We start from the raw sequence: 14,420 nt of genomic DNA on the forward strand, positions 1-14,420 counted from the left end.
GATCGGGTGTTGGGACGTTGGTGCTGGGAATGATCTCGATCGACCCGAGGATGGGTGAACAGTGGCCGGCGATCGCTACGCGCTTTCCTAGGATCGTGTTGAAATAATGATGGCCATTCTGTCGTTTTGATCCCGATCGCCCTATGGGCCCAAATCCTACGCCGCCTCCGCCTCAACCCGCCAAAACCATCCTGGGCCGCCTGCGCCAAACGGTGACCCAGCTTTCGCGGGTGCAATTGGCCCGGCTGAAATTGGCGGCTAATGCCAACCCGCCCCGCATCGTGATCTATGAGGCGGGCAGCGCCCCCCGAGACTATCCCCTGTTGGGGGACTATTACCTTTTGGGGCGATCGAGCAAGGCCAACGACATCCCCCTCAACAGCCCCGTGGTCAGCACCACCCACGCAGGCTTGCGGCGGGTTCCCAGTTTTTTGGGTAGCACCTTTGCCATTGAAGACCGCGATTCCACCAACGGCACATTCAGCGGCAAAAAACGGATCAATGGGCAAATTTTGCGCCACCGGGAAATGGTCGTGTTGGGGCCGCCGGAGCTGGCGGACTCGGTGCGGCTGCAATATGTGGATCCGCCAACGCCGCTGGTGCAAGTCCTGCGCTATGGCCTGTCGGGGTTAGCCGGGGCGATCGGGCTGGTGAGTTTGGCGGTGATGTGGCAATGGCAGGGCATTCAGATTTTGCCCCTGCCCCAGGCCCAGCGCGGCCCGGTGATTGTGGTGGCGGGGGATGGGCAACCGCTCCAGGCGATCGAGCGGCGGGCCCACCAGGAAGCCAAGAACCTGGGAGAATTTTCGCCCTACCTCAAAAAAGCATTGCTGGCTTCGGAGGATGCACGCTACTACTGGCACTTTGGCGTTGACCCGATCGGGATTTTGCGGGCCTTGGTGGTGAACGCGCGGGAAGGGGAATTGCAACAGGGAGCCAGCACCCTTTCCCAGCAACTGGCCCGCACCCTTTACCGGGATTATGTGGGGTCAGACAATTCCGCCGGTCGCAAAATCAAAGAGGCGATTGTGGCCCTGAAGCTGGAAAGTTTCTATGGCAAAGATCGGCTGCTGTTGGCCTACATGAACCAAGTGTTCTTGGGTGGCAACTTGGCCGGCTTTGAGGATGCCGCTCGATTTTATTTTGAAAAATCTGCGCGGGATCTAGACCTGGGCGAAGCGGCGATGTTGGTGGGCATTTTGCCGGCCCCCAATCGCTGGAACCCAGCCCGCAATTACAAAACAGCGGTGCAACGGCGAGATCTGGTCTTGCAGCGGATGTTGGATCAGGGCGCTGTCACCCTGGAGGAGTTCAAGCGGGCCCGGCGATCGCGTGTGGAGGTGAGTCCCCGAGCGCGGGAAATTTTGCGATCGACCCGTGCGCCCTACTTTTTCAACTACGTTTTTGAGGAATTGGAGCAGCTTTTTGGTTCCGGCGTGGCCCGCGAAGGCAATTTCTTAATTGAAACCCGCTTGAACTTAGCAGCCCAGACCGAGGCCGATCGGGCCCTGCAACAGTTCATTGATGCCCAGGGCGGCCGGGCCGGAGTCAGTCAAGGGGCGATCGTGGCGATCGACCCCACCGATGGGGCCATTCTGGCCATGAGTGGCGGCCGCAGCTTTGAAGACAGCCAATTTAACCGCGCCGCCAACGGCCTGCGCCAGCCCGGCTCCACCTTCAAGCTATTTGCCTATGCGGCCGCCCTGGAAAAAGGCATCAGCCCCAACACCGCCTACAGTTGTGCCCCCGTGAATTGGATGGGGCAACGGTTTCGAGGCTGTCGATCGGGCAGTGGTTCCCTGAACATGGTCAGCGGCGTGGCCCTGTCCGAAAACCCGATCGCCCTGCGGGTGGCCGAAGCGGTGGGGCTGGATGAGGTGATTGGCTTGGCCCAGCGCTTGGGAGTCACCAGCCCCCTGCGCAAAACTCCCGGCCTCGTGCTGGGGGAAAGCGAAGCCACCTTGCTGCAAATGACCGGAGCCTTTGCGGCCGTGGCCAACAATGGCCGCTTTAACCACGCTAAGGCGATCACTCGCGTTCTGGACACCAGCGATTGCACCGACCCGCAAAACCTACAAACCTGCCGCGTCATGTACGATGCCCAAGCAGATCAGCCCGGTGCTAACCAACCGGTGCTCTCGCCCCAAGTGGCCCAGACCATGACGGATCTGCTGCGGGGGGTTGTGGTGCAAGGAACGGGGCGATCGGCCGCCAATGTGCCCGGAGCCGTGGGCAAAACCGGCACAACGGACGACAGCGCCGACCTTTGGTTTATTGGCTATGTGCCTGGCCGCAACTTAACGGCTGGGGTTTGGTTAGGCAACGACACCCGCAAACCCACCGATGGCAACAGCGGCCAAGCGGCAGCGGTCTGGGGCAATTTCGTCAGCCGCCTGCTGCCATAACTGAATGAACCTCAAGACTTGAGAGGGGATCTGCCAAGGGGTTTGCAGTCCCCGTTCATCACTAGCTCGTCGCGGGGGCAAGGGGCTGAAGCCCCTTGTCTGCGCTGATCGATTCTGCGCTGATCGGTGCTGATCGATCGCCCATTGATCATTGATGTCAGTTGGGCCCTTGGTCTGCGCTGATCGATCGCCCATTGATCATTGATACCAGTCGAACTGGCTCAACACTCGTCCTATGGCTCTCCGTAGGCATCTTCGCCATGCTCAGGCACATCCAAGCCCTGATCTTCCACCTCTGGAGACACCCGCAAATCCATCACCAAAGACAGGCCCTTCAGAATCAAAAATGTCCCGATCGCAGCCGTGGCATAGGCCGCCAGCACTCCCACCACGCCAGCCGTGAAGGTTTTCGTTCCGCCATACAGCAGCCCGCTGTCAATGGCTGAGTTCACGGACTTTGAGGCAAGCACCCCCGTCAGAATTGCTCCAACCGTGCCACCCACACCATGCACCGGGAAGGTGTCCAAAGCATCATCAAATCCCAGCCGCACCTTCAGGGTGACGGCTCCTAAACAGCACAGGGCCGTAATCACCCCGATCGCCATGGCAGACAGGGGATCAACAAAACCCGCAGCTGGCGTAATACCCACCAAACCTGCCACAAAGCCACTGGCAATCCCGATCGCCGTTGGCTTGCGACCCAACAGCCACTCCACCACCGTCCAAGTCAACCCCGCCGCCGCCGTGGAAACCATGGTGGCCGTGAATGCCGTCGCCGCGAGACCGTTAGCAGCAATGGCGCTGCCGGCATTGAACCCAAACCAACCAAACCACAGCAACCCTGTTCCCAACAGCACAAAAGGCACATTGTGGGGCACGATCGCCTTGATTTGCCAATCCTTACGCGGGCCCAGCATCCAAGCCGCCACCAGAGCGGAAACACCGGAGCTGATGTGAACCACCGTTCCCCCAGCGAAGTCCAGGGCCCCCATGTTGCCCAGCCAACCTTTGCCCCAAACCCAGTGCGCCAAAGGGCAATAGATTAACGTTGACCACAACACCACAAACCAGAAATAGGCCTTGAAGCTCAAGCGCTCCGCGATCGAACCAGAGACCAGCGCCACCGTAATGATGGCGAACATCATTTGATAGAGGGCAAACACCTGGTGAGGGATCGTTGCCCCGTAGCCCACCGGATCCGGATCGAGACCCACGCCTTGGAAGCCAAACCATTTCAAGCTGCCAATCAAGGCATTGGCTTCAAAGGCAGGTGTCCCGCCGGGGTTGATCACCGTGGGTGCGAAACTCAGGCTATATCCCCACAGCACCCAGGTCACGCCCACCACGGCCATCGCAATCAGGCTCATCATCATGGTGTTGAGCACATTGCGCGATCGCACCAAGCCCCCATAGAAAAACGCTAGCCCCGGAGTCATCAACAGCACCAAGGCCGTGGAAACCAGCATCCAAGCCGTGTCGCCCGTGTCGATTTTGGGTGCTTCGGCGGCTCCTTGGGCCGCGGCCGGGTCGGCAAACCAGCCCACCAACAGGCCAGCCCCGATCGACATCAACACAGGAATTCCAAAGGCCACCAACAACTTCAGCCTTGCCCGTTGCACATGGGGGCGCGGCGGGGGCGAAAGCCGTCCAATCTTGGCTAACCAGGCGTGGGAATGGGAGGATTTGTCTGCGTCCGATCGAGGTGAGTACAAGTCAGCCATAGGTATAGCAAGGTATTCAGAATTGTTCGTTATTGTTCGTTGCCGTTGCCTTATGCACAACAAACCCATAAACGGATCTGCGGATTCGAGAAAAAATGGCCTCGAATCTGTTTCTTGGATGGGAAGTTATTTAAGGTTCAAACCATATTGCGCGACCAACCCCTAGAAACTGTATAGAAAGTCACTAATTGCCCAATCTCGCAACGATATTTGATGATTTTCACGAAACACCACTAATATTCACGGGTTGCAACCAAAGCCATGGGCAGTGGACTCCAAGGCAGCCAAACAACCGGGTTTGCAACGGGTTTTTGTGGCAGGCGGCAATAATCGGACTGGAAAAATTGGGCTGACCCCAATCCTAGGAAGCTGTGCCATTTCCCAAACTGTCCTTGAGTATTTGCCTGCGGGGGCTAGCCGCTCGCCGTCCCATGGCCCGTGAATAGAGGAATTCTGGGTGATTTGCCCGATCGCCCGGGGGAGATTGGTTGAGGGCGATCGGGGCGCTTCAGAAAGCGGTTGGTGGGGGTTTGAGCCGGGGAGCAGGGACAGGATAGGTTGAACCCAGAGTCAGTGAATTTGCTGAAGGTGGCTTGCCCGCCGCTGGTGCAATGGCTGACCGCTGTTTTTCAACCGCTGTTGATCGCCCGTGACTGCCATGGCCACCCCCCTGTCTGCCCGTCCTTACCTCTCCGGTTTCGAGGCCCTGTCGGCCCAAGAACGCGCTCAATTGCACCCGGACGCGGTTCCTTTTCAGCTAGCGGCTGCGTTAACCACGGCCAAGGAGACGACCAAGGGCCGATCGCGCGGGGTGGTGATTTGTCTCCATGGGTTCACTGCCATGCCCTACGGGGTGGGGCCTGTGGCCCGGGCGATCGCCCAGCAGGGGTTGGATGTGGTTGCGCCTTTGCTGCCGGGCCATGGCTGGCGCGATCGCCCCGTTCAGGAACGGGAAATTGCAAAAATCACGCCCGATCGACTGTTGGCGGCGGCCCGAGACGAAGTGCGCCGGGCCCGGGAGCAATATGACTTTGTGGCCATGTATGGCGATTCCATGGGCGGCGCGATCGCCCTGATTCTGGCGGCGGAAGGTCTGCTCGATGCCTGTGCGGTAACGGCTCCGGCGCTGCAACTGCCCTTCCGAGGAGCCGTCTTGGCGCGATATTTGGGCTGGCTCAATTTTTCAATTCCCAAGCGTCTGAATCGCCGGTTCTATGCCCCCTGCTATGAGTTTGAAAATGCGCGGGCGGGGCGGGTGCTCTGGCGCTTGTCGCGACGGGCCAAGGCAGGACTGGAGCAGATCACCTGTCCGGTGTTTGTGGCCCATTCCCACGCCGATCGCACCATTGCTTACCAGGCGGCGGAGTGGGTGCGCGATCGGGTGGCGGGCCCGGTGGAATTGCAATGGTTTGATCGATCGGGCCATGTGTTGCCCCTGGATGTGGAGGGGCCAGCGGTGGCAACGGCCATTTCTCAATTCTTTCAGCAGCAATTTTCTCAGCAGCAGTTTTTTCGCCCCCTCGAAAGCCCAACCCCCCAATCCCTAGCGACCGCCAAGCCCAAACAGCTTGAATCGAAATCCCGATTGGGCGATCAACCTTGGTCTGGCGGGCCGGAGACCACCGCCATTGATTTTGCTTTTAGCTAGCCGCAATCAATTCGTGCTTTGGGAAATGGTTTGCCAACCTATTGCATGGATTGCAAATTGATCCGTGGATCCACAAATTTCAGCAACAAATCCGCCAACAAATTTCCCAAAATCAACATCACTGCACCCATCATCAAACTCGCCATCGTTAAGTACAAGTCTTGGACTTGAACCGCCTGCAAAATCAGCCGACCCAAGCCCGGCCAGTTGAAGAAATATTCCGTGATGAACGCACCGCCCAGCAGGCTGGAAAATTCAAAGCCCAAGAGCGTAATCAACGGGTTCACCGCATTGCGCAGCGCATGGACATAGATCACGCGGTCTTCGGGCAATCCCTTGGCCCGGGCAGTGCGGATATAGTCTTGGCGCAACACATCCAGAAGCTGACCGCGCATCAACCGCTGCAAACCGGCAAAACCAGTGATGCTGAGGGCAATGGTGGGCAAGATGGAATGCCAACCAATGTCTAAGAGTTGCTCGATCGGGGACAGTTCACTGAAATTCAGGCTGGTCATGCCCCCCACGGGCAACAGGGGCGAGAGATTTTGGGCCACAAACAGCAACAGCAGGGCCGTGATGAAGCTGGGGAAGCCTTGCCCCAAGTAGCTGATCACCTGCAAGGCGCGATCAACCCAGCGGTTGTGGTGAATGGCGGCCACAATCCCAAGCGGCAGGGCGATCGCCCAGGTGGCCAGCAGCGACAGCACCGCCATGTAGAGAGTGGCGGGAATCCGTTCCGCCAGCAGGGATGTGACCGATCGTTGATAGACAAAACTCGTGCCGAAGTTCCCTTGGGACACCACCTGACCCAACCAGCGCAAATATTGCTCAAGGGCGGGGCGATCCAAACCAAATTGCTTGGTGTAGAGGGCGAGGGTGTCGCGGCTGATTTGCGGATTTTGGGCGATCGTGTCCAAATAGCTGCCGGGAGCCAGATCCACAATCACAAAGCACAGGGCCGAAGCCAACAGCAAGGTTAAGAGGGCTTGCAACGTGCGCTTGAGAATGTAGGTGCTGGTGTCTCCTGTGGCGATCGCCCAAAGCCGCTGAAGCAACTGTGCGAGGTAATCGTCTGGTTGTGAAACCCGCTTTGAAACCGGCATGGCATTTGTGGTGGATTAGCCCCGTGGCGTGGCCCCAATGACGGCTCAACAGGGGCGGGCCCCTGGGGCCCACCCCGATCGCTGTCAATCGATGGTCTGGACAACAGGATACCCAAGAATCAACGATCCGTCCTCCGCTGGGGTCTGGGAGTTCGTGGGCTAATCAACGGCATCTTCCAAAGACCCAACCCCAGCGCAATCAGAGCTTTCGGCAGACCAGCGCAAAACAATTTGCAAATCGCGGCATTGCTGCTAATATTGACTTCGCTTACCTGGAGAGGTGGCAGAGCGGTTGAATGCGCTTGACTCGAAATCAAGTTTGGCGGCAACGTCAACGGGGGTTCGAATCCCCCCCTCTCCGTCGGAGACAGGAAACGATCGCAAATTAAGACCGAGCGATCGTTTTTTTGTCGTTTCCCAATGCTTCCCAATTCTGAAACTTGACTCTGTGCAGAAGCCAAGGGTTAACCAACGGCCATGTCGAGCGCTAGTGGGCCACCACTTGGTTGTGTTGATGGCGCTTGAGGGCGGCGAGCACCTTGTCAGGAGTGACCGGCTTGCTGACAAAGCTGCTTGCGCCCGAAAGTTTGGCCCTTGCCCGATCGAACAACCCATCCGCACTCGTCAGCATCACGATCGACGTGTGGCTAAGCTGTTGCACGCGCCGCAACTGAGCACAAAGCTCGTGCCCATTAATCACCGGCATCACCACATCCAAAAACACCACATCGGGCTTGGCTTCAATCACCTTGGGCAGCGCCGCCAAGGGTTCAAAACAGCCTAAAAACTGGTGACCATTGCCAATCACTATTTTTTCGATCTTTTCGCAGATTTTGGGATCATCATCCACACAAGCAACCTTTAGGGAAAAACTAGCCTGCGGCGCTTGGTGGCTCATTTCCAAGTCCGGTAACTCAATCACGGCTAACTGTTTGCGTTGCCAAAGGAGCTGAAACACCTTGAGCACGCCCCCCAAGTTGGCATAGTTAGGATCCAGCTTGGCCACAATGTCCCAGAAGGTGCGCTTACCATCCAACAGGGGAGCCAAGGTCATGGTGGTGGAGGTGTCGGCGGCGGTTTCATTGCCCGGGAGATAGATCCAGCCCCGATCGGCCCACAGCGGATTGAAGGGCAATCGTTGCCAATGGCGCTGCAGATTGTAGGCGCGGGTGAGGGCTTCGCCCATCAAGGCAGAGGAAAGGGGCAGGTTAGGGTGAATGGGATCGATCGGCTGGGCAATCCACTGAAAACGCGCGGAGGGTTGGTCAACCACAAAAAACACCTCGATCGCCGCTTGCATCACGATCGCTTGGGCCCGCTCGATCGCCAACAACTCCTCCACCAGCGCCTGCTCCAGGCAGCGCACCTCCCAAAGGGAATCACTCAAATTCTGCTTCGTGGCTGCCACCAGCCCATTCCATCCCTCACGCGCCTGCGACTCCGTGCGCAGCTTGATTGCCCGCTGCAACCGTCGCAACCGATGGCGATTGCCCGTACACCAGGCCAGCCGCCCACGATAGAGCCAAATTTGCCAACGATGGTGATCCAGCTCCACGTTCAGGTAACCCGTTGCCTGTTGTCGATAGGCCAGCAGTAGAAATGAACGCAATTGCGAGTCATGGAAGTTTTCTGGCATGGCCTTGAGGAAGTTTTCTGGCATGGCCCTGAGGGATCAATCTCCAACTTGGTGAATACGGAAACCCCGCTGGCAAGCTTTTTAGTGAGTACTCTTATAAAAACACTGAAGTTATCAAACGAAAATGATCAAATCACGATCATTTCACAACATTCGAGAATTTTCTAGCCTGCCCTAGGGATAAGTCTGAACAGCCTTGAATTAGCTCCGCGAATTAGCCCCGTCTTAGCTGATCCTCTTTTTCCAATTGGCACAATCTGGCTCACGGCGCTGGGCAATCTTACACAACTCATCCATTAATTTCGTTATGACTCAGATCTTGATTTTGGTCATACTCATAATGAGTTGTCGATCATGGTTGACAACATCTCCAGTGATCGCCGCTACAATAGTCTGTAAGTGGCAAAGCAGAAGACTAAGTTAGTCATGAAAGCCATCAACAACACTGTTCCAATCCCAAGTTTCAGTCCTCAACCTCAGCCAGATCATTTCAGCCAGTTCTGGATCATGCTGGCTTGTTTAGGCTGAATGATTGCGTTACTCATGGTTTTTATCAACCCAACAACAATGCTCCATTGGGCAACTGGCTTGTGGGTAACCAATGACTAATCAATCTTTGCACTCCCTGATGTCTTGCGCCGAATCCGTTACCCGTTCCCGATCAACCTTGGAGATTGTCTCTCAAAACTTTCAGCCCTTGAGGGTAATTGTCTGGTGGCTGGTTGGCTTCAGGGGAAAAAGCACAGCCCAGGAAAATTCCTCGCGGTCACTGAGTATTTTGGAGAATGATCTCATGAGCGATCGGTGCGTTGGTACGACTCATCCCATCCTAGAGCAAAATGCTAAACGGCTGTCATTCAAACCGTGATTGTGGCGGTTTGGATTTTTCAATTCATTCAGCCCCAAAGTTGCCAAATTCGCTCAATAACGTCCCTAAATTAACACCGCGTCAAATTAACCTGGTGCTGATGTCATGGGCTGTTATGGGTTAGTGGCGGCCTGATTTGCATGATGATTTGCGTGATTTCACTGAAAAATTTTTCCCTGAAAAATTGTGGGTAACAGAACGATGCAACTGAAACGCTTAGGACATGTGGCGATCTGTGTTCAGGACATTGCCAAGGCCGTGGAATTCTATAAGGACTTGGGAATGGAGGTGGCCTGGCAAGATCGAGATTGGGCCTATCTGAAGGCGGGTGAAGATGGGTTGGCGCTGCTGAGTCCGGAATATGACCAAGCGGGGCCACACTTTGGCTTCATTTTTGACCAACGTGCTGAGATGGAAACGGCCTACGAGGAATTGCAAGCGAAGGGAGTCTATGTGACGCAGGTGCATGAACACCGGGACGGCACGGCTTCATTTTACGGTCGTGATTTGGACGGCAACTGGTTTGAGTATCTCTATGAGCCAGCGCCAGTGCCAGCGGCAGTCTAGTTCGCGGGTTGCGAGATCGTGATGGCGGCGGGGGAGATGGGCGTTGTGCTGAATCTGCCCATCTCTCCCGTGTTTCTAGTTGCGTGACAGGCTTAATACATTGGGTCAAAGTTGCGGAGCCAGTCGTAGTAACAAGGGGCTTGAGCATCTTGCTGCCTAACGATTTGGTGGCGGTAACAGCCATATAATTTAACCCAGCGAATTAAGGCAGCTACGCTACTAGCTGCGCGATCGGGGCAGGATCTCCCTAACTTGACAGCTCCAAAATTTGGACAGCGGCAAATTTCAGCTACTGCTTGAAGGAGCCTTTAAACTTAACGCTGACTGACATTTGAAAGCCGGTGAGGGGATTTGAACCCCTGACCGCTCGATTACGAATCGAGTGCTCTACCACTGAGCTACACCGGCTTGCCCCAAAAGGCGCTTAAAGAGTATAGCAGCATTGGCCCAAATGGCTACAAATCGCAAGAAGAATTTTTCTGGTTTCCCAGGGCGCTGGTTGCAACGGCTCTGGTGAACCGGGCGATCGCGCGGTGCTAGGGGTTGGGTCGTGGGGGTGAGTTAACCCGATTGCCCGATCGCTCGATGAGACTCCCGATCGCCCGAAATGCGGCATCGGCCCCAATTTATCCGACAATTAAGCACTGCCTTTTCCGTTAACGTTTTGAACTCCCTGTTGCAGCTCAGTGGGGAGGGTTAGGCAATGGGCTGATGGTGATTTTGTTCTGTTAAGTCGGGGGTGATGAGGCGCTCATGGCGGTTTTACATGGTAGCTGGCAACTGGGAGAGCAGGCTTTGTTTCTGTGGGCAGAGGCCTGGAAACCGACGGTTGGGAAGCCGCCGACCCAGTGGCAGGTGCCGGATCACCCCCGATCGCTCTCGGCAAAGGAATTGAAAGCTTGGTTGCCCACGCTGGTGGAAAGCGGTTGCTTGAAGCCGGGGGCGATCGAGCGGTTGAAGGATTGGTCTGCCAAATGGCGGGCGATCGGGCTGCCCACGTTGCGCGGCAATGGGACTCCCCTGCTGGCGGGAGCAACGGTGGAGCCAGAACAGTTCGATCGCCTGGAAATTAATCTTTGGTGGGTGGAAGGGCTTTGGGTTCCGGCGGCGCTGGTGCCTGATTTGTTGCAGGGATTGCCCTTGGCGGCCGATGAAACGCCGATCGCGGGCGATTTGCGCTTTTGGAGCCATGCGGCCCGCTGGGGGCTGGATTTGGTGGCCCGGGCCAAGGCAGTGCCCACCCTTGCACCGACGGCGGAGGGAGTTGCCCGATCGCGCTGGCAACCGCTGTTGGAAGGGGCGGTGGATCGATCGCGCCTGGAACACTTCACGCAACAGATGCCCAGTAGTTGCCGATTTTTCCAAACCCTGGAGCGACCGGTGGAGCAGCGGGCCACGGCCAGCAATGCCCGATCGCTCCGAGGCTCTAGCGGTCCCGTGCGGATCAGCACGTTTCAGCCCATTTCGATGCAACTACCGGCTGTGCCAGCGGCGCTGCTGTCGGACTTTTTGGGCGAAATGGTCGATGCTCGACTGCGGGCCACGGCGGCCACGCTACCCTTGCCCGGTGAGCGGCGCGTGGGGGGACGGGGAGCGGCCCGAGGCGGCCTGACCACCGCGATCGGGTTGCCGCCCGTGGCCCGCGATTGGTTGAGCGCATTGGGCCAAGCCAATGGCACTTGCCAAAGCGCCCTGACGGAGTTGGTGCCCTTGGCGCGGAGTTTGCAAACCTGGTTAACTCCCCTGGCGATCGATCCGGCCACCATTGCCGGGTTCTGTGCGGCTTTTCGGTTGCACCCGCCCCAACCCTCGGCCGATCGCTGGTATTTGGAATATGGCCTCCAGTCGATCGACCAAGCCGGGGTTTGGATTCCAGCCCAGCAAGTGTGGCGATTCCCGGTGGAGCGGCTGCGATCGGGCGATCGGGTGGTGAATCGGCCCCAGGAAACCCTGTTGCGGGGTTTAGGGTTGGCGGCGCGCCTTTTTCCTGCCCTGGAAGCCACCTTGGATTTACCGATGCCCAGCGGCTGCGAGCTGTCGGCCGTGGAAGCCTATCAATTCGTGCGACTCTATGCCCAACGATTCCAAGACAACGGCTTGGGGGCCCTGTTGCCCGCCAGCCTACGGAATCAAACCAGTTACCGTCTGGGGGTGCGGTTGCTGGCCGGCGACCCCCTCGCCACCGATCGCCCCAACTTGGGTCTGCGCAATTTGCTGAACTTTCGCTGGGAACTGTCCTTGGGCGATCGGGCCCTCAGTGCCCAGGACTTTGAAACCCTGCTGGCGAAGACAGACCTCGACACCATGCCCCTAGTGGAAATTGGGGGCGAGTGGGTGGAACTACGGCCGCATGAAGTACGCGCTGCCCGGGACTTTTTGGCCAAGCGCCAGGGCAACCTAAACCTCACGCTAGATGAGGCCCTGCGGATCACGACCGGCGAGAACGCCACGATCGATAAGTTGCCCGTGGTGCAATTTGAATCCTCGGGCGCAGTGGCGGAGTTAATGAACGCCTTGGGCGATCGCGCGGCCATCGAGCCTGTGATCACGCCCCCGAAATTCCAAGGTCAACTGCGCCCTTACCAAGAGCGCGGCGTAGCTTGGTTGTCCTTTTTGGAGCGTTGGGGTCTGGGGGCCTGTTTGGCGGACGACATGGGCTTGGGTAAAACCCCCAGCACGATCGCCTTTCTGTTGCATTTGCGCGATCGCGCGGCCCTGGTTGGGCCCGTTCTGTTGGTTTGTCCCACCTCCGTTTTGGGGAACTGGCAACGGGAATTGGCAAAATTTGCCCCCGATTTGCGTGTGTTGCTGCACCATGGCGATCGCCGCTTAAAGGGCAAGGCCCTGGCACGGGCCGCCGAAGACCTGGACGTGGTGCTGATCAGCTATTCCCTGGTGTTTCGGGATGAAATGACCCTCCAGGCCGTGCCTTGGTGTGGCATTGTGCTGGACGAAGCCCAAAACATTAAGAATGCGGAATCCAAGCAATCCCAAGCCGTGAAGCGCTTGGCGGCCGTTGCCGACGACGACAGCAGCGAGGAACCGCGTCCCGTACCCTTCCGCATTGCCCTGACCGGGACTCCCGTGGAAAATCGCCTGGCGGAACTGTGGTCAATCATGGACTTCCTGAATCCAGGCTATTTGGGAACCCAGACCTTTTTTCAGCGCCGGTTTGCCACCCCGATCGAGCGGTTTGGGGATGGCGCTTCCCTGCAAACCCTGCGATCGCTCGTTCAGCCCTTTATTTTGCGTCGCCTCAAAACCGACAAAACCATCATTCAAGATCTGCCCGAAAAGCAAGAATTCAACCTGTTCTGTGGCCTTTCCGCCAGCCAAGCGGAACGCTACCAAGCTTTGGTGGACGAAGCCCTAGCCGCGATCGAATCCAGCGAAGGGATCCAGCGACGAGGGCAAATTTTGGCCCTGTTGGTGAAGCTGAAGCAGGTCTGCAACTACCCCGCCCTGGTGGGGGGCGAAGGGGAACCGGAACCGAGCGATCGGGCCCCGAAGCTGGTTCCCACCGAGTCGCCCAAATTGCAGCGGTTGGGCGAAATGCTCGAAGAAGTGGTGGCCGAGGGCGATCGGGCCTTGATTTTCACCCAATTTGCCCGTTGGGGCCATTGGATGCAAGCCTATCTGCAACAGCATTTGGGACGGGACGTGCTGTTCCTGCATGGTGGCACTCCCCAAAAGCAGCGCGACACCATGGTTGAACGCTTCCAAAACGATCCCCAATCACCGCCCATCTTTATCCTGTCTCTTAAGGCCGGCGGCACGGGCTTGAACCTGACTCGGGCTAACCACGTGTTTCACTTCGATCGCTGGTGGAATCCCGCCGTGGAAAACCAAGCAACCGATCGCGCCTTCCGGATTGGGCAAACCCGCAACGTTCAGGTTCACAAATTCATCTGCACCGGCACGCTGGAAGAGAAAATTCACGACCTGCTCGAAAGCAAAAAAGTCCTCGCGGAGCAGATTGTGGGAACCGGCGAAACCTGGCTCGGAGATTTGGACACCGATGCCCTACGGGATCTGCTGCTGCTCGATCGAGCGGCCATCATCGAGGATCGTTAAATTCCAAAATCCCAGTCAAAACAAGAGCGCCACCCATCCGGGCAGCGCTCCTGTTCAAACTTAGGGCGGGATTTATTTGTATGAATAATTCCCTGCTTGCCCGAGAGCGAAGTCTATTGGTGAAGGGTCTTTAAACAGTACGAGCTAGACCGATACTTTTTTGCTAGCAAACGCTAACAAATACATAAGTCGAGATGGTCTCTCAACCAAGGCGTATCAACCAATGCCCGCAGGAAAGTCCCACGAGCACTATTTAGATCCCGATTCATTGACCGGAGTCCAATGAAGCCAATTCCCCTTGGTTTTCGGGCTGAATAGGCTACATGCGAGTACTAGCATACATCGGCAAATGTTAGCAAACCGGTTACTGCCGATTAACCCCATTGAGCTGATACCTA

Annotated in this window: 7 protein-coding genes, 2 tRNA genes and 1 pseudogene; 5 read left to right on the forward strand and 5 right to left on the reverse strand. The window is 57.1% G+C overall.

What is annotated here, in order from left to right:
- Positions 1-143 precede the first annotated feature (143 nt).
- Complete coding sequence (locus AMR42_RS07250) at positions 144-2,405, forward strand: transglycosylase domain-containing protein (RefSeq protein WP_099532792.1); 2,262 nt, start codon at positions 144-146, stop codon at positions 2,403-2,405.
- Positions 2,406-2,638: 233 nt separating this feature from the next.
- On the opposite strand, the gene AMR42_RS07255 is transcribed toward AMR42_RS07250, so the two are convergent.
- Positions 2,639-4,009, reverse strand: coding sequence for an ammonium transporter (locus AMR42_RS07255; RefSeq protein WP_368670727.1), 1,371 nt, complete (start codon positions 4,007-4,009; stop codon positions 2,639-2,641).
- 775 nt (positions 4,010-4,784) lie between these two features.
- Between AMR42_RS07255 and AMR42_RS07260 the strand changes: the two genes are divergently transcribed.
- The gene (locus AMR42_RS07260; protein WP_099532793.1) at positions 4,785-5,774 is read left to right on the forward strand and encodes a carboxylesterase; all 990 of its coding nucleotides are present in this window, start codon (positions 4,785-4,787) and stop codon (positions 5,772-5,774) included.
- Positions 5,775-5,812: 38 nt separating this feature from the next.
- Here the strand turns inward: AMR42_RS07260 and AMR42_RS07265 are convergent, their stop codons facing one another.
- Positions 5,813-6,877: an ABC transporter permease gene (locus AMR42_RS07265; RefSeq protein ID WP_099532794.1), complete on the reverse strand. Its 1,065-nt coding sequence runs from the start codon at positions 6,875-6,877 to the stop codon at positions 5,813-5,815.
- A 274-nt stretch (positions 6,878-7,151) separates the two neighbouring features.
- Between AMR42_RS07265 and AMR42_RS07270 the strand changes: the two genes are divergently transcribed.
- A tRNA-Ser gene (locus AMR42_RS07270) sits at positions 7,152-7,238 on the forward strand.
- A 126-nt stretch (positions 7,239-7,364) separates the two neighbouring features.
- On the opposite strand, the gene AMR42_RS07275 is transcribed toward AMR42_RS07270, so the two are convergent.
- On the reverse strand, positions 7,365-8,537 hold the full coding sequence (locus tag AMR42_RS07275) for a response regulator (protein WP_099532795.1): 1,173 nt from the start codon (positions 8,535-8,537) through the stop codon (positions 7,365-7,367).
- Positions 8,538-9,582: 1,045 nt separating this feature from the next.
- On the opposite strand from AMR42_RS07275, the gene AMR42_RS07280 reads away from it, so the two are divergent.
- Entirely contained in the window at positions 9,583-9,948 is a 366-nt protein-coding gene (locus AMR42_RS07280) for a VOC family protein (protein ID WP_099532796.1), read from the forward strand.
- Positions 9,949-10,284: 336 nt separating this feature from the next.
- Here the strand turns inward: AMR42_RS07280 and AMR42_RS07285 are convergent.
- A tRNA-Thr gene (locus AMR42_RS07285) sits at positions 10,285-10,356 on the reverse strand.
- Positions 10,357-10,701: 345 nt separating this feature from the next.
- Between AMR42_RS07285 and AMR42_RS07290 the strand changes: the two genes are divergently transcribed.
- Positions 10,702-14,022 (forward strand): DEAD/DEAH box helicase, encoded by a 3,321-nt coding sequence (locus AMR42_RS07290; protein WP_099532797.1) that lies wholly within the window; start codon positions 10,702-10,704, stop codon positions 14,020-14,022.
- Positions 14,023-14,195: 173 nt separating this feature from the next.
- Here AMR42_RS07290 and AMR42_RS21580 read toward each other — a convergent pair.
- A pseudogene (locus AMR42_RS21580) lies at positions 14,196-14,297 on the reverse strand (transposase); the annotation flags it as partial.
- Positions 14,298-14,420: the final 123 nt, after the last annotated feature.

The sequence above is a fragment of the Limnothrix sp. PR1529 genome, assembly GCF_002742025.1.
GTDB lineage: Bacteria > Cyanobacteriota > Cyanobacteriia > CACIAM-69d > CACIAM-69d > CACIAM-69d.